Below are 25,923 nucleotides of genomic sequence, written 5' to 3'. Positions count from 1 at the left end.
GGCGGTGGTGGTCGCCGACCGTCCGTCAGGGGCCGCCTTCCTTCTTCTGGCGGCGGACGGCCTCGTAGTCGCCGGAGGCCGGGGCGGCGCCCCGGGGCGGCGGGTCCTCCTCCAGGGGCGGCCGCCACTCGGCGTGCTCCTTCTCGCCGGGCTGGACGCCCGGCACCGGCCCCTGGGCGATCTCGGGCTGCTGTTCGTCGCTGCCGGCGACGTTGGGCGTGTCGGCCTTGCCGAGCGGGAGGTCTCCCGGGGCGGCGGCGCCGTCCTGTTCCGGGGTGCCCTCGGGGCGGATGTGCTGCTCGTCGCGCCGCTCCGCGTCCGCGCGCTGCCGGGTCTCCACGGGCTCCGCGGGACCGGCCTCGGGCTGTGGGTCGTGCATCGTTCGCCTCCTGGCACGTGGTGGGCGGGCTGCCACCCGCGTACCCGGGGAGAACGGGTCGTAACGGCCGGCCCGGGGGCCCGTGCGGTGCGGGGCCCCGGGTCCGGGCGCAGGTCAGGAGGTGGGGAAGGCCCGCCAGAAGTGGTGGACGATCTCCCGGAAGCCGGTGTGCCCGGGGCCGAGGACGGCGTGCCGGGCCGCCCACTCGTAGACGGCGCCGGACTCGTCGGCGGCGCCGGAGGAGTGGGTGCAGCCGGTGCACTCGACCTCGTAGACGGCGGGCGGCGCCTCGGGGGCCGGCTCTCTGCGCAGCACCCAGTCGGCGTGGCGGTGGATGGTCTCCGCGCTCATACGGAACCTCTCTGCTGCGGGTACGCGCTGTAGGCCGCGCCCTCGGCCGCTTCGCGGGGGGTGGCTGGCCGGACGTCCTGGGGTGCCGCCTCCCACTCGCGGCCCCCCTCGGGCCGGCGCAAGTACATGCGACCGCCCTGGGTGTCCATGACGACTCCTACCCGCCCCTGCCTGGCGTCCAGGGCGAGCTCGCCGATGGCGCAGCTCGAAGCGGGCTTGCGGTTGCTGCTGACGCTCACCACTCCTCTGTGCTCCGCCGGACGTGTCCGCGCGCCGGCGACTGCCTGCTAGGGGCGTGCTCGGACACGGCCGCGCCGCCGGCGTCCCCCGCCCGCCTTCCCGGCGAGCGGCGCGACCGTGTCCGCACTCACTATCGCGGGAGTCGCACAGTCACTGCAAGTACATCTGCAAGAACACTTGCAATTGCATTCGCGGGCGACTTCAGTACGGGGTGACGGTAGGTCACGCCCGTGCCGGGAAAATCAAGAGAAGAGGCGAATGGTGCAACAGCAGTACGAGAACGGCGTGTCGGCGGCGCGTTTGGTGGGGGCGGCCTGGCAGAAGAGCCGTTACAGCAACCCCAGCGGCAACTGCGTGGAGCTGGCCAGGCTCCCGGGAGGCAGCATCGCCCTGCGCAACTCGCGTGATCCCGAGGGCCCCGCCCTCGTCTACACGCCCGACGAGATCGCCGTCTTCCTCCTCGGCGCCAAGGACGGCGAGTTCGACGGCATGGTCGGCGAGAGGTGACGGCCCGCCGCGCGGTGACTCTCTGTTGCTGTACGGGACGGCCCCGGTGGTGGAACACTGGGCACTCGCCCATTCACTCAGGGGAGCCAGCATGACCGCCGCTCGGCCGGGCCTTGAACCATCGATAAGGCGCTTTCTCGAGCATCCGCAGGGTGGACCGACCGTCCTGCGGATCGTCCTCGGCACACAACTCCGCAAGCTGCGCGAGGCGCGTGGCGTCTCCGTGAAGGCCGCCGCCGAGGCGATCCGCGGCTCGCACGCCAAGATCAGCCGGCTGGAGCTGGGGCGCGTGGGCTGCAAGGAGCGCGATGTGGCCGACCTCCTGACGCTCTACAACGTCACGGACGAGGGCGAGCGGCAGGACTTCCTCGCCCTCGCGCGCCGGGCCACCGAGCCCGGCTGGTGGCACCAGTACAGCGACATCCTGCCGGGCTGGTTCGAGACGCACCTCGGCCTGGAAGAGGCCGCCTCCGTCATCCGCACGTACGAGAACCAGTTCGTGCCGGGCCTGTTGCAGACGGAGGGCTACGCCCGCGCCGTCACCTACCTCGGGCACCCGCGTGCCGCCGCCTCGGAGATCGAGCGCCGCGTCCGGCTGCGGATGACCCGTCAGGAACTGCTGCACCGGCCGGGCGCGCCGCGCCTGTGGGCGGTGCTCGACGAGGCCTCGCTGCGCAGGCCGCTCGGCGGCAACGCCGTGATGAGGGAGCAGATCGAGCACCTCATCGAGATGTCGCAGCGGCCCAACATCGTGCTGCAGGTGGCGCCGTTCAGCATCGGCGGCGTCTCCGCCGCGGGCGGCCCCATCACCATCCTGCGGTTCCTGGAGCCGGACCTGCCGGACATCGTGTACCTGGAGCAGCTGACCAGCGCGCTGTACCTGGACAAGCAGGAGGACCTGGACAACTACCTCGCCGTGATGGACCGGCTCTGCGCGGAGGCGGACCAGCCGAGCAGCACGGTGCCCTTCCTGGAGAAGATCCTGGCGGAGCTGAGCTGAGCTGAGCTGAACTGAGCCGAGGCCGGCTTCCCCGCGGGTGGGCGACCCGCGGGGAGGGGCCGGTGAAGGGGCCGCGGTTTCCCTGCCGCGGCCCTTCCGTGTGCCCGGGGGCGGAGCGGCGCGGGGCTCAGCCGCCGGTTTCCCCGGTGTTCTCGGACTGCCCGGATCCCTCGCCGGTCGGCTCGGTCGCACCGGTCGCGCGGAGGCGCGGGGGCCGGCCGGCTTCCGGTGCCGTCCCGCCCGCGGAGAGCCCGGCGGCGAAACGGCGGGCCCAGGAAGTGAGTCCGGCCGCGTCGATGCCGAACGGCGGTGCGGCGGCGAAGGGTTCGATGCCGTCCGCCGCCCGTTCCAGCAGGGCCACCGCCCCCTTGGTGTTGCCGCGGGCCGCGTGGGTCACGCCGACGGCCAGCTGGGCCATGGCCCGCCACAGCGGCCGCTCGGGCTTCTCCAGGGCGGCCTTCCAGGCGTCCTCCAGAACCTCGTGGGCGTGGAAGGGCCTTCCGTCGTCGAGGAGCCGCTGCGCCTCCTCCAGCGTCTGGCCGGGTGTGCGGGGGACCCCCTCCGGCTGGCGTTCGACGCCCGGTGCGCCGTAGGGCAGGGGTCTGCCGAGCCCGTCGCGCGGGCGGGCGTTGCGCGCCCGTCCCTCCTCGTCGCGGTCGCGGCCGGCTCCCGCGGCACCGCTGTCGCCGCCCGCGTCTCCGTCACCGCTCGCGTCTCCGCCACCGCCCGGGAGGGGCGCGGGCGCCGGGGCCCGTTCGGTCGCGCCGCAGTTCTCGCAGACCGTGGGGTCCGGCCCCTCGCGCATCCGGCCGCACTCGTCACAGACCCGGTCGAGCCAGCACGCCGGGTCGCCGCCCTCCTGCTGTCGTTCAGCTTCCATCTGCCGATGGTGCACCCTCCCGGCCGGCAGGGCTCCACCCGGGTACCCGGTCGGTCCCGCGGAGCGCTCCGGGCGCGGGCACCGTCCGGGACACGGAAAGGTCCCGGCCAGGACGGGGGGACCTGGCCGGGACCGTATGGGGAGCGCCGTGGGCGCGGCCGCCTCATGGCGGCGGAACCGTATCCGTGTTCGGTCAACGGCACTGTAAATAGTTTAACCACGAATCAGCGATGCCGCCCTCCCCCGCCTTCCCCACCGGGCACAACCCGGGCGGCCTCCCGCCGCTCAGTCGCGCGGGGCGATGCGCAGCCGGATCTCCATCTCCTGGTCGCCGGAGGCGCTGCCCTTGTCCTCCGCGTGGAAGCACTCCTCCAGCGCCTCGCGCACCTTGCCGACCGCCTGGTAGCCGCCGGAGAGGTCCGCGATCACGGCGCCCGTCAGCGGGCCGCCGTCCACATGGCCGCCCGACCGCGCCACGTCCACGGTCGTCGACCACACCGTGGGGCGGCCGTCCGTGGCCCCGGCACCGTGTCCCGCCGGTTCGACGACGAGCGGGAAGGCCCGTCCGAGGGCGGCGAACACCGCCTGGGCGTCATCCCGGGCACAGTCGGTGAGCTGGACGCTGACGTGGGTCGGCCTCTGCTCGGTACTCATCGGCGGCGCTCCTCTGCCCGTCGGGGTGTGCTTGCTGCGGGTCCGTCCTGCGAACCGTAGGAGACGCGGGGCGCCGGTGCGCGCGGACACCGCCCGACCCGCAGGGGCCGTGACGCGCGCCACCGGTTCGGATCAGCCGGACGGCACACGGGCGGCCCTCTCCCCGCGTGCCCCGTTCCCGGTGGCCTATCCCCGCGCCCCGCACCCCGGTTCGGCGGCTCCCGGCCCCGGCACCCGGCCGTCCGCGGCGGGGGCTGGACCGGTACGGCGAACTCGCGCGGCGCGGCTCGCGCGCCACCGGGTGCCGGACCCGGCCTGTGATACCGATTTCCAGCGGGACCCCGGCCGATCTCCCCACCACGGCGGGGTCCGCGCCCCCGGCCTCCTGGAACCCGCTCCGCAGGGAGCCCGACGAAGGGCAGTTCCCCCGATGACCGGACACCATCTCCTCGTACACGACGGCACGTTCGCCGCGGTGAACGACTCCGGCGACATCACGGAGGCGCGCGGCGTCTCACCCGACGGGCTGTTCGCCCGGGACGCGCGCCACCTCAGCCGCTGGCGGCTCGCCCTGGAGGGTGCCGCGCCGGAGGTGCTCGTCCCCGCCGGGCAGGCCGGGCCCGACCGGCCGCTGGCCGCGGTCCTCACCCCGCCGGGCAGCCGCGCCGAGCCGCCCGCGTACACGGTCTTCCGCGAACAGGCCGTCGCCGAACGGTCGTTGCTGGAGCTGCTGCGGGTGACGAGCAATCGTCCCGCGCGCACCGTCGCCCGGATCGCGCTCACCGTGGACGCCGACTTCGCCGACCAGTTCGAGCTGCGCTTCGAGAACCGCGTCTACGAGAAGCCGGGCGCCGTCCGCTCCGCCCTGGAGCGCCCCGACGGCGTGGAGTTCGGCTACGAGCGGGTGGCACCCTCCGGTGAGCCCTCCTGGCACTCCCGGACCGTGGTCCGCGCGGTGCCCTCGCCGGAGGCGGTGGCCCGGCCCGGCGAGGGCACCGCGCGGATCCTGGAGTGGCGGATGGAGCTCCCGCCGCACGGGGAGGCCGAGATCCTCGTCCAGGCCTGTGCCCTGCCCTCCGGCACGACCCCCTCCTCCCCCCCGCACATCCGGCCGCCGGGCGACGCGCTGGCGCGGGTCGCCGCCGACAACGACTCCTTCGCCGGCACCTATCCGCGGCCCCGGGACGTCATCGGCTGGACCGAACTGGCCCGCGCCTGCGAGCAGGGTCTGGCCGATCTGGCGGGGCTGCGCGCCCCGGCCACCGGGCCGGACGGCGAGCCGCTGCGGGTGCCCGCCGCGGGTATCCCCTGGTATCTGGCCCTGGTCGGCCGGGACGCCCTGCTGACCTCCCTCTTCGCCCTGCCGTACCGGCCCGGGCTCGCCGCCGCCACCCTTCCGGCGCTCGCCGCCGCGCAGGGCGGTACGTACGACCCCGAACGGCAGGAGCAGCCCGGCCGGATCGTGCACGAGCTGCGTCACGGTGAGCTGTCCTGCTTCCGGCAGGTGCCGTACGGGCGCTACTACGGGGCCGTCGACTCCACCCCGCTGTTCCTCGTCCTGCTGCACGCCTACACCGAGCGCACCTCGGACACCGGTCTCGCGGTGGCGCTGGAGAAGCAGGCGCGGTCCGCGGTCGACTGGATGTTCCGCGACGGCGGGCTGTCCGGACTCGGCTGGCTCGCCTGCGCCGCGCCCGGCGGGGTGGAGGGCACCGCCGCGGCCGGCCGGAGCTGGAAGGACACCCCGGGCGCGCTCTGCTTCGGCCGGGAGGTGCGGACGAAGGGCCCGGTCGCGGTGGCCGAGGTTCAGGGGTACGCCTACGACGCGCTGGTCCGCACGGCCGCCCTGGCCCGCACCGTCTGGGAGGACCCCGGCTTCGCCGGGCGCCTGGAGACCGCGGCGGCCGCGCTGCGCGAGCGCTTCCACCGGGAGTTCTGGATGGACGGGCGGAACTTCCCGGCGCAGGCCGTGGACTCGGCGGGGAGGCGGGCCGAGGCACTGGGATCGGAGGCGGGGCATCTGCTGTGGTCCGGGATCCTGGACCGCGAGCGGGGCAAGGCGGTCGGGCGGCGCCTGCTGGAGCCGGACTTCTTCAGCGGCTGGGGCATCCGGACGCTCGCGGCCGACCAGCCCGCGTACCACCCGCTCTCGTACCACAAGGGCGCCGTGCGACCGCACGACAACGCGCTGGCCGTCCTGGGGCTGGCGCAGTACGGGCTGACCGAACAGGTGCTCCAGGTGACCCGGGGGCTGGTGGACGCCGCGGCGGCCCACGGCTGGCGGCTGCCGGAGGTCATGGCGGGCTATGCACGGGGTGACCAGCCGGCCCCCGTGCCGTATCCGCACTCCTGCCGGCCGCAGGCCTGGGCCGCCGCCGCTCCGCTGGCCCTGCTGACGGCGGTGAAGGGACAGGTCGGCTGAGGGCGGCGGGCGTCCGGCGGCGGGACGACGGGACGTGGGTCCGGGACGGGTCGGGTACGGGTCCGGACGGCCACTTCACCCGTATGGAGCAATGCCGCCGGAAAACCCGGACCCGTATCCGCCCACGGGCATGCCGGTATGGGGACGCGGTACGGCGACGGCCGTCTGCTGCGGTCGCAGGGGTGTGCGAGGCGAGGCGCAATGGAGAGGAGCACGGCCGCTCGTCTCGTCCGCACACGGAAGGAGCAGTCACCATGACCGCACCCCACAGCACCAGCCCGCAGGAACTGTCCGGCCGGTCCCTGTACGACAAGGACGGCCAGAAGGTCGGCTCGGTCCAGCAGGTGTACCTCGACGACGCCTCCGGTGAGCCGGAGTGGGTCACGGTGCGCACCGGCATGTTCGGGACGAAGGAGACCTTCGTGCCGCTGGGCGGAGCGCAGATCTCCCCGGACCGGCTGCAGGTCCCGTACGGCAAGGAGGACATCAAGGAGGCCCCGCGCATCGACGCCGGCGGCCATCTGGACCCCGCCGAGGAGGAGAACCTCTACCGGCACTACGACATGAGCGCGTCGGGCGGCCGCACCGGGCGGCGCCCCGAGGACACCGCGGGCGCCCCGCGGACCGCCGAACCCGCGCGTTCGGCCGGCACGCCCGCCCCGGCCGGAGCCCCGGCACCGGCCGCCCGCGAGCGGGAGACCGCCCGCGTCCGCGACACGCCGGAGATCACGCGCTCCGAGGAGCGCGCGTACATCGACACCGAGCAGCACGAGAGCGGACGCGCCCGGCTGCGCAAGCACGTGGTCACCGAGGACGTGCACACCACGGTCCCGGTCAGCCACGAGGAGGTCCGGGTCACCCGGGAGCCCGTCGGCCCCGAGGAGCGCACCCGTTCCTCGGCCTCCCCGATCGAGGAGGCGCAGGTGGAGCTCACCCTCCACGAGGAGCGTCCCGTCGTGCGCAAGGAGACCGTCCCCGTCGAGCGGGTCCGGCTGGAGGCCGAGAAGGTCACCGAGGAGGAAGAGGTGAGCACCAAGGTCCGCAAGGAGCAGGTCGACTACGACAGCGGCCGGGGGAAGGGCTCCGAGGAGAGGACCGGCCGGGGCGGCCGGGACGACCGGTTCACCTGAACGATCCCGTCCGGGCCCGGCCCGGGTCCGGACGGCGGCGCGGACGGCGGCACGGCGCTGAGGAGCCGGGACGAAGGCACCCGGCCCCGGGCGCGGAGCCGCCGTGCGCGGCGCTCGCACCGGGCGGGCCGGGCGGGCCGGGCCGGTGCGGGGCCCCCGCCGGGACCGGGGCGCGGCGCGTCCGCGCCCCGGCCCGGCCGGCCCGCCACCGTCCCCCTCCCGCGGGCCGTTGCCGCTGTTCCACGCGCCGTCCCGGACGGGCCGCGCCGCATGACCGCCGCTCGCGCGGGCACCCGAGCGGCGTGGGGGGAGACCGGGGGACGGACAGACGATGGAAGGAGCCGGTGCCGTGACAACGCCACACGACCCTGCGGTGGATCCCGAGGACGAGGGCATCCCCGACCTGCAGGACGGCACCCCTCAGCAGCAGCGGGCGTCCGATCCGCAGCAGATGCCGGTGCCGGGCGACCGGCCGACGTTCGCCGAGTTCCGCGAGACGACCCCGAACGAGGTCCGCGAGGGCGAGACGCTCGACGAGCGGCTCTCCGACGAGGTGCCGGAACCCGACCCGGCGGAGCTCGCCGAGCCGCGCAGGGCCGCCGCCTGGGAGGACCCGGAGGCCGACCAGCGGCCGCTGGACGAGGACGAGAACGGCGAGGAGGACCCGCGCGCGGGCCTGCTCTACGACGAGCCGGACCCCGACCGGCCCCGCGAGCAGGACGTCTACTCCCAGGAGGGGTCGACGCACGGGCTCTCGGCGGAGGAGGACGCGGTGCACATCGTCGACGACGACCGCATCTGACCGTCCGACCGGAGGAGCGCGCCGGTACCACCGGACCGCGCCCGCCCCGGACCACGGACCGCCACCGGCGGCCGGTCACCGGACCGGCCGCCGGTGGCGTGTCCGGCCCCGCCCCATCGCCCCGCCCCGTGACGCACAGCCGGGGCGGGGCGGGGGCGGCGCTCCGGCCGGTGTTCCCGGACGGGCCGCGCGGGCCGGGCCGCGGGTCAGGCCGGGGCCGTCCGCCCGGCGCTCTCGCCGGCCTCGACGACGCCGGCCAGCCGGTGGAGCATCTGGCGGTGGCGGAGCTTGAGGAACGCCTCGGTGGCGAAGCCGTGCAGTCTGGCGCCCGGCCCGGTCAGCGGATGCTCGTCCACGATCACCAGGCAGTCCTCGCCCCAGGGGCGCAGCTCGATCGCGATGCGCGCGGAGCCCAGCGGCCCGGCCTTCGCCTCCAGTTCGAGCCGCTCGTTCCGTTCGGAGACCCGGACAATCGTGCGGCCCCCGAGCGTCAGGCGGCCCAGGCGCACGGTGTAGCGGATCTCCGAGCCCGGGGCGGGCCAGCGCGCGTCGACCTCCTCGGTCTCGTCGGTGCCGATGACCCAGTCCTCGTACTTCGCGCCGTCGCACAGGACGGCCCACACCGCCTCGGGCGGGCGGCGGATCAGCGCGTACCGAACGGCCATGGAACTCTCCACTCTCTGCGTAGCGGGCCGGCGGGGGTTTCCGGCCGGGTCGGTTGGTCGGGCGGTTGGTCGGCGGGACACGTTACGGGCCGGGCGCCGCCGGTTGCCGAGGGCGGCCGGCGGGCGTCCGCCCGGGTCGGCGGCGGCCGCTCAGGAGCCGCCCGGGCGGCTCCGCGCCGTGCCGCCCGTCAGCGACCGCTGGAGGGCGGACAGCGCCGGTGCCAGGGCCTGGCGGACGAGACCGCCCCGGCCGCGGAGCGCGGCCCGGGCGGCGTTCGCGCCGCAGGCTCCGTGGACGCCGCCGCCGGGGTGCGCGGAGGCGGAGGCGAGGTAGAGGCCGTCGACGGGGGTCTCGGGGCGGCCGCTGCCCGGTACCGGGCGGAGGAAGAGCTGCTGGTGGATGCCGGAGGTACCGCCGTTGACGGCTCCGTGCCACAGGTTCTGGTCGCGGCGCTCCAGATCGGGCGGGGCGAGGATGCGGCGGGCGGCGATGCGGGCCCGGAAGCCCGGTGCGCGCCGTTCGACCTCGGCCTCGACGCGCCGCGCCATCGTCTCCGCCGCGGCCGGGCCCCAGTCGCCGTCCAGTCCCTCGCCGCCCGCGTCCCCCCGCACCTGGTGCGGTACGTGCGTGTACGCCCAGGCCGACTCCGTGCCGGCGGGTGAGCGGCCGGGGTCGGCCGTCGTCATCTGGCCGAGCAGGGAGAACGGCCGGTCGGGGAGGTGGCCGGTGGCCAACTGGGCGGTGTGGCGGGTGAGATGGTCCATGCCGTCGGCCAGGTGCACGGTGCCGGCGCCGGCCGCGGCGGGTGACGCCCAGGGGATCGGTCCGGACAGGGCCCAGTCGACCTTGAACGTGGCGTGGTCCCACTGGAAGCGGCGCATGTCGTCGCGGAGCCGGGCGGGCAGGTCCTCCCAGCCGACCAGGCCGCCGTAGAGGGCGGGCGCGGGTACGTCGGCGAGGACGGCCCGCCGGGCCCGTACCGGTTCGCCGTCCGCGGTGAGCACCCCCAGAGCCCGCCCCTCGCGGACGACCACCCGGCGGACCTCGGTGCCGCACCGCACGGTGCCGCCCTTGGCCTCCAGCCGCCGGACGAGGGCGTCGGTGAGGGCCTGGGCGCCGCCCTCGGGCACCGGCCAGCCGTGCCGCTGGCCGATCATCGCCAGCAGCCAGCCGAAGGCAGTGGAGGCGGGCGACTCGGGCTGGAAGTCGGCGTGCAGCGCGCAGCCGGCGAGCAGCATCGGGCCGCCGCTGCCGGTGAACTCCTCCTCCCCCAGCCGCCGTACGGGGAGCAGCAGGGTGCGCATCAGCCGCAGGCCGCCCGCGCCGCGGAGCCGGGCGGCGAGCACGGCGGCGGAGCGCACCGGCGGGAAGGGCGTGAACAAGGTCTGGATCAGTTCGGGGCCGAGGCGGTCCCAGAGGCCGACCAGCCGCAGATACGCCTCGCCGTCCCCCGCTCCGGTCTCCTCCAGGCTCTCGGCGGTGCGTTCGGCGTCCCGGTGGAGGACGGGGCAGCTGCCGTCGGGCAGCGGATGGGCGAGGACGGCGGGCGCGTGGCTCCAGCGCAGTCCGTACTGTTCGAGGCCGAGCGCGCCGATGGCCGGGGAGGCGACGGCCAGCGGGTGGAACGAGCTGAACAGGTCGCTGACGTAGTCGGGGTGGACGCCCCGGTCGCTGCGGACGGCGCCGCCGGGCACGGGCTGCGTTTCGAGGACGAGGACCCGCCAGCCCGCGTCGGCGAGGATGTTCGCGGCGACGAGGCCGTTGGGTCCGGCGCCGATCACCACGGCGTCGGCGTCGCCGGCCGCGGCGGGGCGCGGGTGCGCCGCCGCGGCCGTGGGCGCCGTCCCGGCCGTGTGCCCCGTCCGGGTGGGGTACGGGGCCTCGGCGGTGTCCGGGTGCGGCTCGTTCCGGCCGGCGGGCCGGTCCGTCCCGCCGGGCGTCATGTGCGTTCCCCCACGCCGGTGGCGAGTTCCCGGGCGCGGCCCCCGCCGGGGAGGCGGGCGGCGAGGGCCGGGGTCGGGCCGCCGGCGCCCCCGCGCAGCCCGGCGGCGAACTCCTCGACGGTCTCCTCCGCCGAATGCCGCGGCTGCCAGCCGAGTTCGGTCCGGGCGCGGGTGGTGTCCATCAGCGGCATGCGGAGCACGGCCTCCAGGAGTCCGTCGGGGGTGGGGACGAGATGGAGCCGCCAGGCGGCGGCCACGGCGGCCAGCACGGGCCGGGCGGGGACGCGCACGGTCCTGGTTCCGAACACCCGGGCGAGCATCTTGGCGTCGACGGGCGGGTCGGCGGCGAGGTTGAACGGGCCGCGTACGGGCGTCAGGACGGCGCGGCGGAAGGCGTCGGCCGTGTCGTCGGTGTGCAGGGTCTGGAAGCGCAGCCCCGGCACGTCGGGCATCGCCGGGTAGCGCGAGGGACGGACCATACGGCGCGACAGCAGCGGACCGGCGAAGATCCGGCGCTGCTGGGCAGCCGACTCGCGCCGGAACACGATGCCGGGGCGGAGCCGGACCACCCGCATCGCGGGGTGGTCCTGTTCGAAGGTGTCCAGGACCCGTTCCACATAAGCCTTTTCGCGGCAGTAGGCGGACGCCGGCCAGCCGTGCGTGGGCCAGCTCTCGTCGACCCCGCGCTCCTTGGGGCCGGGCGAGTAGGCGGCCACGGACGAGGCGTGGACGAGGGCGCCCACCCCGGCGGCGGCCGCCGCGCGGAACACCCGGGTGCTGCCCAGGACATTGGTCCGCCAGGTCACGGACGGCCGGTGGGAGGGGTGGAACAGCCAGGCGAGGTGGACGACGGCGTCGGCGCCCTCGAAGTGGTGGACGAGGTCGGCCTGGCAGACGTCGGCCCGCAGCCAGGTGACCTTGTCGTCCCGGGCCGTCGCGCCGGCCGGCCCGTCCCCGTCTCCCGCCCGTTCCGGCGGGGTGCCGGGCGGTCTGCGGGCGATGGCCAGGACCGAGCCGACCCGGTCGTCCTCGCGGAGCAGCCCCAGCAGCCCCGTACCGATGTTGCCGGTGGCGCCGGTGACGACGACCCGCAGCCCCCGCTCCCGGGCCTCGTGGGCGGCGCCCGGCGGGCCCGGTGGTGTGGTGTGGCGCGTCATGGTCGGCTCCCTCTGCTCCGGCATCCGCCGCTCGTGCGGTTTCGCGGCCCGTTCCCGCGGTGCTCATCGTGTCCTGCCGCTCCGTACCGCCGGGGGTGCGACGGCAGCGGTGGGCGCTCCGCATGTCGCCCGTGCGGGTGACCTGCCACGGTTCCGGGGCGGGCGGCGCCCGGCGGACCGGGCGCTCCCCGTCCCGGCGCCCGACGGGTGTCCCGGCGGGCGCCACGAAGGAGGGCGGCGACACCCGGCCGGGGCCGGCCCGGGCCGGGTGTCACCGGGCTACTCCTCGTCCTCGTCGTCCCGTTCGCCCTCCGCCTGGGAGGGCGTGGTGCGCGGGGTCATCTCGTGCTGCTGCTCGATCGGGTCGTCGTCCCGGTCGCCCTCGGCCTGGGACGGGGTGGTGTAGGTGTCGCTCATCGTCCGGTCTCCTTCCGTTCGCCGGCCCGGGGGCCCGGGCCGGCGGAGGCGCCGGGGCGGCCGGTGCGCCGGTGGCCCGCCGGGATCCCGGCGGGGTGTGCCCGGTGGTGGCGGGCCCACCGATGCAGGTGCCCCGAAACCGCCGTTTCACGACGATTGCCCCGCCCGGTCCGTCATCCGCTCACCGCGGCCGCGGCGGCCGGGGGCCGTGGTCCGCTGCCGGGCAGGGAACCCGCCACCGGTTCGGGCAGCGCCGCCAGGGCTGCCAGCACCTCGTCCGCGGTGATCCGCAGCAGCCGCTCGTCGGGCCGTTCGCCGTGGGCGTCGCCGGGCCGGGCGCCGGGGCCGTCGGGGTGCCACAGCGCCCGGTGGCGCGGGTCGTCCGGCGGGCCCCACAGCCGTGGGGCGACGGGCCCGAACAGCACGACGGACGGGGTGCCGAGGGCGGTGGCCAGATGCGCCAGGCCGGTGTCGCCGGCGACGACCGCCCGGGCGCGGGCGACGAGCGCGGCCAGATCCTGGAACGGCACGTCGGCGTCGCCTCCCAGTACGGCGGAGGCGGGCAGCCCCGCGCGTCCGGCGACCGACCTGGCGAGCGCGCCCTCGCCCGCTCCGGCGGTGACGACGACGCGGTGCCCGGCGGCGTGCAGCGCGCGGGCCACGGCCGCGTACCGGTCGGCGGGCCAGCAGCGCGCGCCGGCGTCCGCGCCGGGGTGGAGGACCACGGCGCCGGGGGCCGGCGAGGGTCTGCCGGGGAGGGGGATGCGCAGGTCCTCCGGGTCGGCGGGGATGTCGAACCAGTCCAGGAGGCGGCACCAGCGGGCGCGTTCGTGTTCGTCGTCCCGCCACTGCGGCCCCGGGATGCCGGGGGTGTCCGGGTGGGCGTAGGCCATCAGCCGGGCCGGGCGCAGCTCCCGCAGCGGCAGGTGGCTCTCGGGCCCGTTGCCGTGCAGGTCGACGGCGATGTCGGGGGGCGGGCCCGGCCAGGCGATGCGTCCGGGGACCGCGCGCCCCGGCGCGGCGGCGGGCAGCAGGCGGTCGACGGCGCCGGTGGCGAGGGCGGCCTCGGCGAGCCGGGCCGGAGCGGCGAGCACCAGTTCGTGCGCCGGGCGGGCGCGGCGCAGGGCGCGCAGGGCCGGCACGGCGGTCAGCAGGTCCCCGAGGCCCAGGGCGCGCAGCACCAGCAGGGAGGGGGTGCCGGGCGGGGCCGTGATGTCGATGATGTCGCGGGAGGTCATCCGGCGGCTCCGGAGGCTGTGGGGGCTGTGGGCGCGAGCGCGGCGCGCCGCGCGATCTCGGTGGTGGAGCGGCCGTCCAGGTAGGGCAGGACGAGCGCCTGCCCGCCCCACCGGCGCAGGACCGCCGCCTCGGGGAGGGCGTCGACGCTGTAGTCGCCGCCCTTGACCCAGATGTCGGGGCGCAGGGCGCGCAGCAGCGCCTCGGGGGTGTCCTCGTCGAACACGGCCACCGCGTCCACGCAGCCCAGTCCGGCCAGCACCCGGACCCGGTCGGCCTGGTGGTTGAGCGGCCGTCCGGGGCCCTTGAGGCGGCGGACGGAGTCGTCGGAGTTGACGCAGACGATGAGGCAGTCGCCGACGCGCCGGGCGTTCTCCAGCAGGCCGACGTGGCCGGCGTGGAGGAGGTCGAAGCAGCCGCCGGTGGCGACGACGGTACCGCCGCGGGCGCGGACGGCCGCGGCGAGCGCGAACGGGTCGTCGGGGCGGGCCGGGCGGTCGGCGGCGGCCGGACGGCCGCGCCACAGCGCGGGGTTTCCGGCGCCGCCCGCCGCGACGAACCCGGCGGCCTCGGCGACCGCCCGCTGAACGGCCTCCTCGGGGAGCGCGCCGTCGGCGAGCGCGGCCGCGGCGGCCGCCGCGAAGCGGTCGCCGGCGCCGCACGGATCGCCGCCGGACATCTGCGGTGCCGGGACGAGCATCGGGCTGTCGCTGCCGGGGCGGGTCAGCAGGGCGCCGCGGGCGCCGAGCGTGACGGCCACGCCGGCGGCCCGCCAGCGTCCGGCGAGGTGGGCGCCGCGCAGGCCGTGGGCGCGGAGGGAGTCGTCGTCGGTGGCGGTGTGGGGGGAGGCGGCGCGGGCGGCGTCCGGACCGGTGTCCGCACCGGGCCGGTCCGCACCGTCACGGCCGGTGCCGTCAACGAGCCCGCCCCCGGCATCAGTCGGACGCCCCGGACCGGAACCCGCCGCGGCGGGCGCCAGGGCTCGGGCCTCGGCGGCGTTGGGGGTGGCAAGCCGGGCGCCGGGCACCGGTTCGTCCCCGCGCGGATGCGGGTCCCACACCAGCGGTACGCGCCGGGCGGCCTCCGCGAGCCAGGGCCGCACGGCGGTGGCCGTTCCGCGCCCGTAGTCGGCGACGAGGATCGTGCCCGCCGCGCGCAGCACGGCCCGTACCGCGTCGTCCGGCTCGCCGGGACGGCCGCCGCCCCGGTCGACGCGGACCAGCGGACGGCCTTCAGCACGGACCCGGATCTTCTCGGGCAGCGTCCCGTGGAGCGGCAGTTCGACGAGCCGGACGCGCGGGGTGAGCGCGGCGCGGACGGTGCGGCTGGCCGGGTCGTCGCCGAGGGCGGTGACGAGCACGACCTCGCGCCCGTCCGCCGCGGCGAGGACGGCGGCCAGTCCGGCGCCGCCGGGCCGGCTGCGGTCGCCGGTGACGTCCACGACGGGCGCGGGCGCGTCGGGGGCCAGCCGCTCCGCCGTGCCGTCGATGTCCCGGTCGAGCAGGACGTCACCGACGACGACGAGGGGTTGACGGTGGTTCATGATCACCTCGCAGCTGCGCTGTCGGTCCCCGGGGCGGCGGGGCGGCTCATGCGATGTCCCGCCAGGGGCGCACCGCCGCCGTGCGGACACCGTTCGCGTATCCGTTCCCGTTCCTGTCCCCGTTCCCGTTCCGGGCGGCGCGGGCCGCCGGTTCCGGTGCGGCCGGCACGGCGGTGGCGGGGGCCGTCGCCGGCACCGCCGCGGCCGAGTCGAACGCCGCGCACAGCAGGTGCAGCGCCACCAGGTGCGCCTCCTGCACCGTCGCGGTGCTGTCCGCGTCGACGCACAGGGCCTCGTCGGCCCGGGCGGCCAGCGGGTTCGGCCGGGGCCCGGTCATCGCCCAGACCCGCAGCTCGGCGGCGCGCGCGGTGTCGGCGGCGGCGAGCAGGTTGGGGCTGCGCCCGGATGTCGACATCAGGACGAGGACGTCGCCCGGCCGCCCGTGCGCGGCGACCTGCCGTGCGTACAGCTCGTCGAAGCCGTAGTCGTTGCCGATGGCGGTGACGGTGGAGGTCTCGGCGTGCAGGGCTATCGCCGAGTAGGCCGGGCGTTCGCGCTGGAAGCGGCCGACGAGTTCGGCGGTGAGGTGCTGGGCCTGCGCGGCGCTGCCTCCGTTGCCCGCGGCGAGCAGCCGGCCGCCCACGGGAAGGACGGCGGCGAGGTGCTCGCCCCAGGCGGTGATCAGGCCGAGCTCCCGGTCGCGGAGCCGGCCGAGGGCGTCCTGGAGCGACTGGCAGTGCTCGTGTGCTGCCCGCAGCGTGTCAGACATGGCGTTCGTCCTCCTGGAAGAACAAGAGTTCGGTGGCGCGGCCGTGGGAACGGCGCGGTTCAGGCCGCTCCGGTGACGGCGGCGGGACGCAGGGCGAGCACGTCCCGGTAGACGGTCTCGGTGGCGGCCGCGACCCGGTTCCAGCCGTAGCGGAGCAGGGCGCGGCGGCGCCCGGCGAGCCCGCACGTCTCGCGCAGCTGCGGGTTGCGCAGCAGTCCGGAGGCGGCGGCCGCGAGGGCCGCCGGGTCGCCGGGCGGGACGAGCCGCCCGGTGCCCGGGTCGGCCACGGAGTCCATCTGGCCGCCGACCGCGCTGGCCACGACGGGTGTCCCGCAGGCCATGGCCTCCAGCGGCACGATGCCGAACGGCTCGTAGTCGGCCGGGCAGAGGACGAGGTCGGCGCTGCGCAGCAGCGCGGGAACGTCCTCCGGCGGCACTCCGCCGGTGAAGCGCACCCGGTCGGCCACGCCCGCCTTCCGGGCCAGCGCCCGCAGCCGGCGCACCTCCGGGTCCGCGCCGATGCGGCCCGGCGGCGGGCCGCCCGCGATGACGAGTTCGGCGTCGGGCAGCAGGGCGAGCGCGGCGATCGACACGGCCGCGCCCTTGCGCGGGACCAGCCGCCCGATCTGCAGCAGCCGGTGCGGCAGCGGTCCGCGGGGCGCGGCGGGGCCGTCGGGCGTGAACCGCTCGGTGTCGACGCCGCAGGGGACGACGGAGATCCGCCCGGCCGGGATGCCCAGGGCGGCCAGTTCCGCGACCTCGTCGCGGCAGGTGGCGATGATCCGGTCGCTGCTCTCGCCGATCTCCGTCTCCAGCAGGATCCGCTCCGGCGGGCTGGTGTCGGCGCTGCCCTGGTGGCGTTTCTTGACGGCACCGAGGGCGTGGTACGTGTGGGTCACCGGCACGCCGACTTCGCGGGCGGCCTGGAGGGTGGCCAGCCCGGACATCCAGAAGTGCGAATGCGCCAGGTCGGGCGGCGCCAGTTCCCACTGCCGGGCGAGGTGGCGGCCGAACTCGGGCATGTAGGGCAGCAGTTCGTCCTTGGGGATCTCCCGCGCGGGCCCGGCCGGCACATGGCACACCTCGACGCCGGGGCGCAGCGGCACCCGGTCGGGCAGGCCGGGCGCGTCGCGCCGGGTGTGGACGGTGACCTGGTGGCCGCGGTCCGCGAGGGCGCCGGCGAGGTGCGCCACGTGGACGTTCTGTCCGCCCGCGTCGACTCCGCCGAGGACGGCCAGCGGGCTGGCGTGCTCGGATATGAGGGCGATGGCGAGGGCGCCGTGCCGCACCGTGGCCGTCATCGGGTCACCTCCTCGATCAGGTGCTCCCAGTCACTCAGGAAGCGCTTGAGGCCGTAGCGTTCGAGGGCCGCGGTGCGGGCCCGTGCCCCGTCCTCGGCGGCCGCCGCGGGGTCGTTCAGATAGGCGCGGGCGGCGCGGGCCAGTTCCTCCGGTCTGGTCGAGATGACCCCGGCTCCGGCGGGGACGGCCTCGACGGCCTCGGTGGTGGCGAGGGCGACCACCGGCATCCCCAGGTGCATGGCCTCCAGCAGGGACAGGCCGAGGGAGGTCCAGCGGATCGGGTGGAGGTAGAGGCGCCGCCGTGCCAGGGCGGTGTGGAGTTCGCTCTGCGGCAGGTCCCGCGCGCGGCAGCGGTCCTCGTCCAGGCCGAGGTGGGCGGCGAGTCCCTCGGTGCGCATCCCGAAGACGTCCAGGGGTGCGGCGGCGCTCAGCTGCGGCAGCAGGTCGGTGCCGGTGGTGCGGCCGCGGCGGACGGGCTCGTTGACGACGACGGCCGCCCGTTCGACCTCGCCGGTGTAGAGGTGGCCGGGGTCGACGATGCCGTGTTCGATCACGGCGGTGCGGGTGGAGCCGTTGTCCCAGAACAGCCGGTTGAAATGGGTGACGTGGACGAGGGTCAGATCGTCCCGGCCGGCGGCGGGGTGGCGGGTGCGGGGCACGTCGCCGTCGGGCGCGTTGTGCTCCAGGTAGACGGCGGGGACGTCGCGGCCGGGGCGCCGCCCGCCGAGCCAGCGTTCGGCCAGGTCCGCCTCGTGCGGCCGCTGCAGGACGACGAGGTCCACGGGCTCGTCGCGCAGCTGTTCCGGAGTGCGTTCGAGGACGGAGTCCGGCCAGGTCCAGGTGCGGGCGCGGCCGAGGCCGTCGGGTCCGCGGCCGGGCAGGACGGGCACCAGATAGGTGTGCGGTCCCTGGACGAACGCCGTCGTCCAGGAGCCGTGCACATGCCAGAGCAGGATGTTCATGCGGTCCTCCACTCCGGGTCTCCGGTGGCCGGTGCGGTCGGCCCGGCCGGGCAGGCGGTCGGCGCCGTGGGGTGGTGCGGTGCGGGCGGCGCCGCGGGGTCGCGGGACGGGGCGGGGGCACGGGCCGGGGCCGGGGCGGTCGCGGGCTCCGGCGCGGCCGCCGGCCCCGGGCGCGCCGGGCCTTCCGTCAACGCGCCGACGGCGGACAGCAGTTCGGCGTCCGTCACCGAGTCCAGGCACGGATGCCCCGCCACGGGGCACTCGCGGGCCCGGGTCCCGGCGCACGGCGCGTCCTGCCGTCCCAGCAGCACGTGCGGCACCCGGTACGGCGCCCAGCGCCCGGCGGGCACGACCGGTGCGAAGAGGCAGACGACGGGCGCGCCGACGGCCGCCGCCAGGTGCGAGGGCCCGGTGTTGCCGGTGACCACCACCCGGGCGCGGGCCAGGACCCCGGCCAGTTCGCGCAGGTCCGTACGGCCGCCGAGGTCGAGCCCGCACTCCCCCGCGACGGCCGCGGTGAGTTCCTTCTCCCCCGGGCCGCCGGTGACGACCACCCGGTGCCCGGCCGCGTCGAGGGCTGCCACGGCGCGCGCGGCCCGCTCGGGGCTCCAGGCACGGGCCGGCACGGCGGCTCCGGGGTGGATCACGAGGTACGGGTCCTCGCCGGTCAGGTGGGTGGTGTCGGCGGCGTCGCGCACCCGCAGGGCTCCGTCGTCGCCGGGCGGCAGGGCGAAGCCGGCGGCCTCCGCGAGAGCCAGCGCGGCACGCGCCTCGTGCTGTTCCGGGGCCCGCCGGTGGCGCAGGTCGAGCAGCGCCCCAGGGTAGTGCTCGCTGTCGGCGGCGATCCAGGGGACGCCCGCCATCCGCAGCAGCAGGGCGACGGGCAGCGGGCTCTGGTGGTACGAGGCCAGGACCAGCGCCCGGTCGAACCGGCCCGCGGCGACGGCCTCGATCAGCGCGTCGGTGCCGCTCCGGGTCACCGGGGGCGGTTCCAGGCCGACCCACGGCGCGTCGTACACGAGGACGTCGTCGACCCCGGGCAGCAGCCGCGCGGCCTGCTCGCCCTGCGGTCCGCAGAGCATCGCGGTGTACGAGGAACCGTGCGCGGCGGCGCGCACCGCGGGCCCGGCGAGGAGGACGTCTCCGGCGCTGTCCAGACGGACGACCAGGGTGCGTATCACGGGGCACCTCCCCCGCCGGAGGGCCGGACATCCCGGGGCGGACGGTCCGGCCCGGACGCCCGGTGGCCGAGGGCCAGGCGGACCGCCGCCAGCAGGTCGGCCGCGCGCTCCGGGGCCGCGTCGGCCTCCTCGGAGCGGGTCACGGGGGTGGGCACCAGGACACCCCGGGCACCGGCCGCGCGGGCCGCGCCCAGGTCGGCGCCGATGTCGCCGATGACCACCGTCTCCTCCGGCGTCACACCGAGCCGCGCGCAGGCGGCGAGCACGAGTCCGGGCGCCGGCTTGCGGCAGCCGCAGCCGTCGCCGGGCCCGTGCGGGCAGACGGCCCACACGCCGAACGGTCCGAGCAGTTCCTCGACCCGGCGCCGCACGGCCTCGACCTGGCCCCGGGTGAGCAGCCCACGGGCCACGCCGGACTGGTTGCTCACCACGCCGGCAGCGGCTCCGTGGGCCCGTACCGCCGCCAGCGCCTCCCGTGCGTACGGCATCAGCCGTACGAGCGCGGGGTCGCCGTTGTACGGGACGTCCTCGACGAGCGTGCCGTCGCGGTCGAACAGGACGGCTCGCGGGGGGCCCGAGGGCGCGCGAGGGGGTCGTGGCGGCTCGCCCGGTGCGAACAGCCACGGGCCCTCGGGGAGCGCCGGGGCCTTGTGGGGGACTGTGGTGATCGGCACGACGGCGCGGGTAACCCTGGAGCCGCTTCGCAAACACATTGAAACGCCACAAAGAGTCACTGTGGCTGGTTCGCTGAGGCCATCGACGCTGGTCACGACAGTAACTGGGTTCAATTCCAGTCACTCGCCCATCCGGCCGCCCCGCCCCCGGAGGCTCCTTCCGGTCTGCTGATCGCGGACCCCGGACTGCCGGGCGGAGGCGGGGGCCGGGAACGGACGGAGGCGAGGGCCGGAGAGACGGCACCGCCCCCACGAACGGATGTACGAGAAGCCGCCGGCATGGAGCACGGTGGACGGCCGGACGGCCGGACGCGCGAGGCGGCCCCAGCCGGGACGGCGTCACACCGATCCGCCACCGCGCCGGGCCGCCCTCCGGGGCCCGCCGCCACCTTTACCACGTGATCGGATCGGTGCTTGCATCTGGCCGGGCCAACCGACCACATTCCAGGGGGCGTTGGCGGCTCCCGAGCCCGCCGTGCCCCACGGCCGCATCCCGCAACGACACCACCGTTCCGCCAGGAAACAGCACACTGCCGCCGAGCGGGGTCGGCAGACAACGTTGTCAGCTTCAAGGCGCCCGACCACCCAGCAGGCACCACCGCATACCACCGGCCACCAGCCACCCTCATCAGGAGAACCAGGAGCACCCCATGAACCCCGTCCCCTCCCCCACTTCTCCGACTCCCGGCAGCGACCGGAAGCCGCACCGGAGATCCCTTCACGGGAAGCCGGACCCGGCCGGCACGACTCCGCCCGCCGGCGAACCGGGGCCCGCACCCCCGGCCGCCTGGCCCGCCCCCTCGCCACCGCCGTCGCCCTCGCCCTGGCGGCGGCACTGGCTCCGGCGGCCGCGCAACCCGCCGCCGCCCAGAGCGAACATGGCCAGAGTGGCCAGGGCGGCCAGGGCAGGGCCCGCGGCTGGGTGGCCGCCTGGGGCGCGAGCCAGGTGGCCGGCAGCGAGATCCCCTGGAGCGACTGCCCGGCCGGCGAGGGCCTGGAGAACCAGACGGTCCGCAACGTCCTGTTCGTCAAGGGCGGCGGCAGCAGCGTCCGGGTCCGGGTCACCAACACCTTCGGGACGGAGCCCGTCACGGTCGACAAGGTGACCGTCGCGCTCCAGGACGAGGGCGCCGACGCCGTCCCCGGCACGCTGCGCACCCTGACCTTCGGCGGCCACCGGGCCACCACCCTCGCTGCGGGCGAGGAACGGTTCAGCGACCCGGTCCGGATGCGCGTACGAGCCCTCTCCACCCTCCTCGTGAGTGTCCATCAGGCCTTCTTTCGAGGGGACCGCCGGCTTCAGCCGGTGGGGGAATCGAATCCTTGGGCCGGAGCCGCGCGGCGGCGGAGCACGCTGCGTTGTCAGTAGGGGCCGGTAGCGTGAGCACACCGGCGTTGGTCAGGGGAAACGGGGGAGGTGGGGTGGGTGTGAGGCGGGCGTATCGGTTTCTTCTGCGTCCCACGGTCCGTCAGGAGCGGGCGCTGGTGGAGATGGTGCGGGATCACTGCTCTCTGTACAACGGGGCTCTTCAGGAGCGTCGTGATGCCTACCGGCACAGTTCCCGGACCTCGGTCCGGTACGGGGACCAGTCCGCGCAGCTGAAGGAAATTCGGGCGTTTGATCCGGAGCGTCAGGGCCGGTGGTCGTTCTCGAGCCAGCAGGCGACCCTGCGCCGCCTGGACCGCGCCTTCCAGGCGTTCTTCCGGCGGGTGAAGACCGGTGGCGCCCCGGGGTACCCGCGGTTCAAGGGGGTCGGCCACTTCGACACCGTCGCTTTCCCCCGGGACGGGGACGGCTGCCGGTGGGACTCCACCCCCCACGACACCCAGACGCGTGTCCGCCTGCAAGGTGTCGGGCACATCCGAGTCCACCAACACCGGAGTGTGCGGGGCCGGGTGAAGACGGTCAGCGTGAAGCGGGAGGGCCGCCGCTGGTACGTCATCCTCGCTTGCGACGAAGTACCCGCAGAGCCGCTGCCGCCCACCGGCAGCCGGGTGGGTATCGACCTGGGCACGGTCCACTTCCTCACCGACTCCAGCGGCCGCCACGTCGAGAATCCCGGGTTCCTGCAGGTCTCGGCCGGGGAGCTGGCCGCAGCGCAGCAGCACCTGGCGGCATTCCCGAAGCGCACGCGGCGTCGCACGAAGAAGCATCGTGCCGCGGCCCGCAAGGTCGCCAAACTGCACGCCAAGATCCGGCGACGGCGTCTGGACTATCACCACAAGCAGGCCCTCGCCCTGGTCCGTAAGCATGATGTGATCGGGCACGAGCGGCTGAACACCGCGGGCATGACCAAGACGCCCGCACCCCGGCCCGACCCCGACCCCGACGGTGCGTTCCTGGCGAACGGCGCCGCGGCGAAGGCCGGGCTGAACCGCAGTATTCTCGACGCGGGTTGGGGGCAGTTCCTGAGGATCCTGGCGGACAAGGCTGAAAGCGCCGGTCGCCGCGTGATCCCGGTGGACGCCCGCAACACGTCCCGCACCTGCCCGCCCAGCATCGGCGGATGCGGGCACGTGGCCAAGGAGAACCGGGTCACCCAGGCGAAGTTCACGTGCGTCAACTGCGGCCTGGTGGCACACGCCGACCACGTCGGCGCACTCAACGTCAAACACAGGGCCGGGCTGGTCCTCTGCGCCGGTGCCTAGCCACCGACACAGGAAGCCCGCGAGACTTCAGTCGCGGGTGGAGTCACTCTCCAGTCAGGCACAGTGCAGGAGAACCGGGAATTCCACGGCCTGCTGGGCTTCGAGGAGGTCATGAATCTGGGCTGGATCACGACGCTCGCCTCACCATCCACCCCGGCGGCCCAGGTCAGCTTCATGACAGCCGACAAGACCGCGCCGGTCACGCCGGACATGAGCGTGGAGGTGGAGGACGTGGACGCGGCCTACGCCGTCATGCGGGACAGCGGCGCGGAGATCGTGCACCCTTTGCAGGACGAGGAGTGGGGTGTGCGGCGCTTCTTCGTCCGCGACCCCAACGGCCGTGTGATCAACGTACTGAGCCACCGTTGACAGCGGCCTCGCACCGCTGGTGGGGCGCGGCGCGGGGTCAGGGCCTCTCGCCCAGGTGCTCAGGGCCTATCGCTCGGGCCGCGCCCGGCACCGTCGCCCCGTAGCGGACGGCGCATGCCTGTGCCGGCGAGCTGGAACCGGCTGACTCGGGGCGAGCTGCTCTGCTCCGTCAAGTTCTCCGGTCCTCCTCCCCCGCACGAGCGAGGCCGATATCGCGCAGCTGTGCGCCCACGGTAAGCCGACCGCGTCCAACGTCCCTATCCGGGCGGTGCGTTGGCGCCCCGCAGCGCGTCGGGACACGGGAGCGAGGTCAAGCGCACGCACATCGAGTTCGACGACGGTGAGCGCGTCGACAACCCCCGACGGGCAGAGGAACGGCACACCGAGCGTCGGCCCGGGCAGCGGCGGCACGAGCCGCGACGCTGTGCTACTCCCCCGCCGAGGGCGGCCACGCCCGGGGCGGCCTGTTCGTCCACGGCCGCCACGGCCCTCCGCGGATCGGCCGCGGCGCTTTGGTCCACCAGCTCAAGGAGCCTTCCGGCGATCCGTTCGGCGTCATTGAGGCGAACGCCGAGCTCGGTTCCGGCGAGCACGTGCCGGCCCGCGGTTGCCGCGCCAGGCCTTCGGATTTCTCAGACCCTTTACGGCCTGAACGGCCTCAGCCCGTCCCCGTGAGCCGCGGTGAGTTCACGCATCCGCACGCCGTATGTGCAGGTGGCCGTCGGCAGGAAAGGACGGCGGCAGCGCGGGCAGGACCCGGTCGAATCCGTAACCACTCTTCTCCGCCACCCGGCACGACGCCGGGTTGTCGACCTGGTGCAGGAGTTCCAGGCGCTCCAGCCCGTCGGCTTCGAAGGTGGCAAAGGCCCAGCCCGTGAGCGCCTCGAGGGCTCGCGGGGCCACTCCCCGTCCGCGAGCCTGCGCCGCGGTCCAGTAGCCCACCTCGGCCTGCGCCTTGCCGGAGGTGACACCCTTCAGGACCATGTTGCCCACCAACTGACCGCCGCATGGGCGGGATTGCTCCTCGATCACGGCGAAGCTGAACCGGTCCCCCGCTGCCCAGCCCTCTTCCCGGGCTTGAACCCACCGCTCCCCGTCGGCGTCGTTGTCCGGGACATGGCTCGTCCAGCGGCGCAGTGCGGGGTCCCGGTACGCCTTGACCAGTGCGGCCACGTCCTCCGCGTGCCAGGGGCGCAGAACCAGGGCGGGGAAGGCCGGCGTCGCGGCCGCCCGGAGCACGACGGGAGCGTTCACCGATCGATCATATGCGGCGAGTCGGCCGGACCGTGGCCGGCGCCAGAGGTAAGGACGTACCGCTCTGCGGCCCGCCGTCCACCACGGCTGCTCGGACCACGCGCGGGTCCTGCACGTCACTGGCGCGGATCCATGGCGGCCGCGCCGCAGCGGTGGTGACAGTCCGCGCTGGTAGAAAGAACTGACAGCTACGGCAGACCAGTTGCATCCGGGGGAAGGACACCGATGTCACATCCGCAGCCGCCACCTCAGCCGCCCGGGGAGCCGCCGCGGGGCGGAGGGCCCGGTGTCCCGCAGGAGCCCCCGCCCCAGGGTTCGTCCGGGCAGTACGGCACGCCGCAGCAGCCGCCTCCCGGCTACGGCTATCCCCAGGCCGCGCAGCCCGCTCCGGGCAACCCCTATGCCCGGCCGCCCGCACAGCCCGCACCACCGCCCGGCTACGGTCAGCCTGCGCCACACGGGTACGGGCAGCAGCCGACGGCCCAGGGGTACGCGCACCCCGCACCGTACGGCCCGTATCCGCCACCTCCGCCTGCCCCGGCTCCGGGTGGCCCGGGCAGGCGCCGGACCGGGCTGCTGGCGGGAGCCGCAGCTGTGGCCCTGGTCGTCGTCGTGGGCGTGGTGTGGCTCGCGGCCGGCGGAGACGACGACGGGTCCGGGGACACCGTGGCCGCGCAGACCCCCTCCGCGAGTGCCGGGGAGACGGACGCGGGGGCCGACCCCACGCAGGCCGGGCCAGAGCCGACGCCTCCCCCCACGCCGTCGGAGACCGAGCCGGAACCGGACTCCACCGGCAACCCCTTCGTCCCCAAGCCGACCGGGACCGGCCTGCAGGCCGTCTGGAAGGCCTCCGACGGCCCGATGCTGGCACTGGGCGACGCGTACACCAACGAACCCAGGCGCATCAACGCGATCTACGACGACCGCGACGGGCTGGAGTGCAAAGGCCGCTGGCAGAAGGCCGGGGCGGGCGACGAACTCGTGGTCGTCATGCTCTGTGAGCAGGACGGAGAGCGCGTCAAGAGCAAGGACCGCCACGGCAGGCTCTCGCAGAGCGGCGACACCCTCACCGTCAAGTGGGACCAGGGCGCCAACGGGACGGACACCTTCGAACGCTTCCGCGACATGGAGGAGGACTGACGCGGGCCGCGGGGCGGCCCTTTCGCTGACGCGTCGATGCCTCCGGTACCAGCCGAAGCAGCCGGTACCGGAGGCATCCTCGTACCCGGCAGTTCAGCCGCGCGCCGCGAACTCCACGAAGGCCGACCGCTCACCGGACGTCACCACGGCCGCCGGCCCGGCCCCGCCACTCGTTCAGACGCGGTAACGCGCCGCGGAGGGGGAACCCGGACTATCACGGCGTCCCGCTCCGGGACGGCCCACAGGCCCGAAGGGGAGCATCGTGGTATCGGACGATCCGCGATGCGCGACCGATAC

General features: G+C 75.7%; 26 protein-coding genes and 1 pseudogene. 9 read left to right on the top strand and 18 right to left on the bottom strand.

Annotated features, from left to right (window positions below; translation table 11 throughout):
* Nucleotides 1-25 precede the first annotated feature (25 nt).
* From SXIN_RS28950 to SXIN_RS28940, 3 genes are all read right to left on the bottom strand, one after another.
* Nucleotides 26-379 carry a hypothetical protein gene (locus tag SXIN_RS28950; RefSeq protein WP_019708461.1) on the bottom strand — a complete coding sequence of 118 codons (354 nt, stop codon included), beginning with the start codon at nt 377-379 and terminating at the stop codon, nt 26-28.
* 114 nt (nt 380-493) lie between these two features.
* Complete coding sequence (locus SXIN_RS28945) at nt 494-730, bottom strand: DUF7848 domain-containing protein (protein WP_019708462.1); 237 nt, start codon at nt 728-730, stop codon at nt 494-496.
* Nucleotides 727-969 carry a hypothetical protein gene (locus tag SXIN_RS28940; RefSeq protein ID WP_125623196.1) on the bottom strand — a complete coding sequence of 81 codons (243 nt, stop codon included), beginning with the start codon at nt 967-969 and terminating at the stop codon, nt 727-729. The genes SXIN_RS28945 and SXIN_RS28940 overlap by 4 nt, the downstream gene beginning before the upstream one ends.
* Before the next feature lie 259 nt (nt 970-1,228).
* Here SXIN_RS28940 and SXIN_RS28935 point away from each other — a divergent pair, with 259 nt between their 5' ends.
* Together SXIN_RS28935 and SXIN_RS28930 are read left to right on the top strand one after the other, a co-directional pair.
* On the top strand, nt 1,229-1,477 hold the full coding sequence (locus SXIN_RS28935; RefSeq protein WP_019708464.1) for a DUF397 domain-containing protein: 249 nt from the start codon (nt 1,229-1,231) through the stop codon (nt 1,475-1,477).
* Between the two features lie 91 nt (nt 1,478-1,568).
* Nucleotides 1,569-2,477 carry a helix-turn-helix domain-containing protein gene (locus SXIN_RS28930; RefSeq protein ID WP_019708465.1) on the top strand — a complete coding sequence of 303 codons (909 nt, stop codon included), beginning with the start codon at nt 1,569-1,571 and terminating at the stop codon, nt 2,475-2,477.
* Between the two features lie 127 nt (nt 2,478-2,604).
* Here the strand turns inward: SXIN_RS28930 and SXIN_RS28925 are convergent, their stop codons facing one another.
* Complete coding sequence (locus tag SXIN_RS28925; protein WP_019708466.1) at nt 2,605-3,357, bottom strand: DUF309 domain-containing protein; 753 nt, start codon at nt 3,355-3,357, stop codon at nt 2,605-2,607.
* A 285-nt stretch (nt 3,358-3,642) separates the two neighbouring features.
* Nucleotides 3,643-4,011: a hypothetical protein gene (locus SXIN_RS28920; protein WP_019708467.1), complete on the bottom strand. Its 369-nt coding sequence runs from the start codon at nt 4,009-4,011 to the stop codon at nt 3,643-3,645.
* Between the two features lie 430 nt (nt 4,012-4,441).
* Between SXIN_RS28920 and SXIN_RS28915 the strand changes: the two genes are divergently transcribed.
* The 3 genes from SXIN_RS28915 (at nt 4,442) to SXIN_RS28905 (ending at nt 8,365) form a co-directional block, all read left to right on the top strand.
* On the top strand, nt 4,442-6,433 hold the full coding sequence (locus SXIN_RS28915; RefSeq protein WP_095757775.1) for an amylo-alpha-1,6-glucosidase: 1,992 nt from the start codon (nt 4,442-4,444) through the stop codon (nt 6,431-6,433).
* 254 nt (nt 6,434-6,687) lie between these two features.
* A complete protein-coding gene (locus SXIN_RS28910) occupies nt 6,688-7,563 on the top strand; it encodes a DUF2382 domain-containing protein (RefSeq protein ID WP_095757774.1) in 876 nt (291 codons plus the stop codon).
* A gap of 349 nt (nt 7,564-7,912) precedes the next feature.
* Nucleotides 7,913-8,365, top strand: coding sequence for a DUF5709 domain-containing protein (locus SXIN_RS28905; protein WP_039819058.1), 453 nt, complete (start codon nt 7,913-7,915; stop codon nt 8,363-8,365).
* 206 nt (nt 8,366-8,571) lie between these two features.
* Here the strand turns inward: SXIN_RS28905 and SXIN_RS28900 are convergent, their stop codons facing one another.
* The 11 genes from SXIN_RS28900 to SXIN_RS28855 all read right to left on the bottom strand — a co-directional run bounded on the left by SXIN_RS28900 (nt 8,572) and on the right by SXIN_RS28855 (nt 20,214).
* Nucleotides 8,572-9,030 (bottom strand): SRPBCC family protein, encoded by a 459-nt coding sequence (locus SXIN_RS28900; RefSeq protein ID WP_019706861.1) that lies wholly within the window; start codon nt 9,028-9,030, stop codon nt 8,572-8,574.
* Nucleotides 9,031-9,180: 150 nt separating this feature from the next.
* Nucleotides 9,181-10,974: a phytoene desaturase family protein gene (locus tag SXIN_RS28895; protein WP_095757773.1), complete on the bottom strand. Its 1,794-nt coding sequence runs from the start codon at nt 10,972-10,974 to the stop codon at nt 9,181-9,183.
* Nucleotides 10,971-12,131: an NAD-dependent epimerase/dehydratase family protein gene (locus tag SXIN_RS28890; RefSeq protein ID WP_095758248.1), complete on the bottom strand. Its 1,161-nt coding sequence runs from the start codon at nt 12,129-12,131 to the stop codon at nt 10,971-10,973. Before SXIN_RS28890 ends, SXIN_RS28895 begins: the two co-directional genes overlap by 4 nt.
* 279 nt (nt 12,132-12,410) lie before the next feature.
* Nucleotides 12,411-12,548 carry a hypothetical protein gene (locus SXIN_RS31650; RefSeq protein WP_192883643.1) on the bottom strand — a complete coding sequence of 46 codons (138 nt, stop codon included), beginning with the start codon at nt 12,546-12,548 and terminating at the stop codon, nt 12,411-12,413.
* A 173-nt stretch (nt 12,549-12,721) separates the two neighbouring features.
* Nucleotides 12,722-13,786, bottom strand: a complete 1,065-nt coding sequence (locus SXIN_RS28885) for a glycosyltransferase family 9 protein (protein WP_095757772.1) — start codon at nt 13,784-13,786, stop codon at nt 12,722-12,724.
* Nucleotides 13,783-15,327: a D-glycero-beta-D-manno-heptose 1-phosphate adenylyltransferase gene (gene rfaE2 / locus SXIN_RS28880; protein WP_095757771.1), complete on the bottom strand. Its 1,545-nt coding sequence runs from the start codon at nt 15,325-15,327 to the stop codon at nt 13,783-13,785. Before rfaE2 ends, SXIN_RS28885 begins: the two co-directional genes overlap by 4 nt.
* Nucleotides 15,328-15,373: 46 nt before the next feature.
* Nucleotides 15,374-16,096 carry a D-sedoheptulose-7-phosphate isomerase gene (locus SXIN_RS28875; protein WP_095757770.1) on the bottom strand — a complete coding sequence of 241 codons (723 nt, stop codon included), beginning with the start codon at nt 16,094-16,096 and terminating at the stop codon, nt 15,374-15,376.
* 59 nt (nt 16,097-16,155) lie between these two features.
* Nucleotides 16,156-17,397 carry a glycosyltransferase gene (locus tag SXIN_RS28870; protein ID WP_095757769.1) on the bottom strand — a complete coding sequence of 414 codons (1,242 nt, stop codon included), beginning with the start codon at nt 17,395-17,397 and terminating at the stop codon, nt 16,156-16,158.
* Nucleotides 17,394-18,359: a glycosyltransferase gene (locus SXIN_RS28865; protein WP_039821021.1), complete on the bottom strand. Its 966-nt coding sequence runs from the start codon at nt 18,357-18,359 to the stop codon at nt 17,394-17,396. The genes SXIN_RS28870 and SXIN_RS28865 overlap by 4 nt, the downstream gene beginning before the upstream one ends.
* Nucleotides 18,356-19,537, bottom strand: coding sequence for a glycosyltransferase family 9 protein (locus SXIN_RS28860; protein ID WP_095758247.1), 1,182 nt, complete (start codon nt 19,535-19,537; stop codon nt 18,356-18,358). The genes SXIN_RS28865 and SXIN_RS28860 overlap by 4 nt, the downstream gene beginning before the upstream one ends.
* On the bottom strand, nt 19,537-20,214 hold the full coding sequence (locus tag SXIN_RS28855; RefSeq protein ID WP_420341077.1) for a D-glycero-alpha-D-manno-heptose-1,7-bisphosphate 7-phosphatase: 678 nt from the start codon (nt 20,212-20,214) through the stop codon (nt 19,537-19,539). The genes SXIN_RS28860 and SXIN_RS28855 overlap by 1 nt, the downstream gene beginning before the upstream one ends.
* 922 nt (nt 20,215-21,136) lie before the next feature.
* On the opposite strand from SXIN_RS28855, the gene SXIN_RS28850 reads away from it, so the two are divergent.
* From SXIN_RS28850 to SXIN_RS28840, 3 genes are all read left to right on the top strand, one after another.
* Entirely contained in the window at nt 21,137-21,583 is a 447-nt protein-coding gene (locus SXIN_RS28850; RefSeq protein ID WP_019708474.1) for a hypothetical protein, read from the top strand.
* A gap of 59 nt (nt 21,584-21,642) precedes the next feature.
* Nucleotides 21,643-22,863, top strand: a complete 1,221-nt coding sequence (locus SXIN_RS28845; protein ID WP_039821026.1) for an RNA-guided endonuclease InsQ/TnpB family protein — start codon at nt 21,643-21,645, stop codon at nt 22,861-22,863.
* Between the two features lie 63 nt (nt 22,864-22,926).
* Nucleotides 22,927-23,232 (top strand): VOC family protein, encoded by a 306-nt coding sequence (locus tag SXIN_RS28840; protein WP_019708476.1) that lies wholly within the window; start codon nt 22,927-22,929, stop codon nt 23,230-23,232.
* 339 nt (nt 23,233-23,571) lie between these two features.
* Here SXIN_RS28840 and SXIN_RS33105 read toward each other — a convergent pair.
* Both SXIN_RS33105 and SXIN_RS28830 read right to left on the bottom strand, forming a co-directional pair.
* Nucleotides 23,572-23,861: pseudogene (locus SXIN_RS33105) on the bottom strand (ABC transporter substrate-binding protein); the annotation flags it as partial.
* A 58-nt stretch (nt 23,862-23,919) separates the two neighbouring features.
* Nucleotides 23,920-24,486: a GNAT family N-acetyltransferase gene (locus SXIN_RS28830; protein WP_019708477.1), complete on the bottom strand. Its 567-nt coding sequence runs from the start codon at nt 24,484-24,486 to the stop codon at nt 23,920-23,922.
* A gap of 594 nt (nt 24,487-25,080) precedes the next feature.
* Here SXIN_RS28830 and SXIN_RS32580 point away from each other — a divergent pair.
* On the top strand, nt 25,081-25,626 hold the full coding sequence (locus SXIN_RS32580) for a hypothetical protein (RefSeq protein WP_050930763.1): 546 nt from the start codon (nt 25,081-25,083) through the stop codon (nt 25,624-25,626).
* Nucleotides 25,627-25,923: the final 297 nt, after the last annotated feature.

Origin of the sequence: Streptomyces xinghaiensis S187, from assembly GCF_000220705.2 — a bacterium.
GTDB classification, from domain to species: domain Bacteria; phylum Actinomycetota; class Actinomycetes; order Streptomycetales; family Streptomycetaceae; genus Streptomyces; species Streptomyces xinghaiensis.
This window is presented reverse-complemented; position numbering and strand designations above follow the sequence as displayed.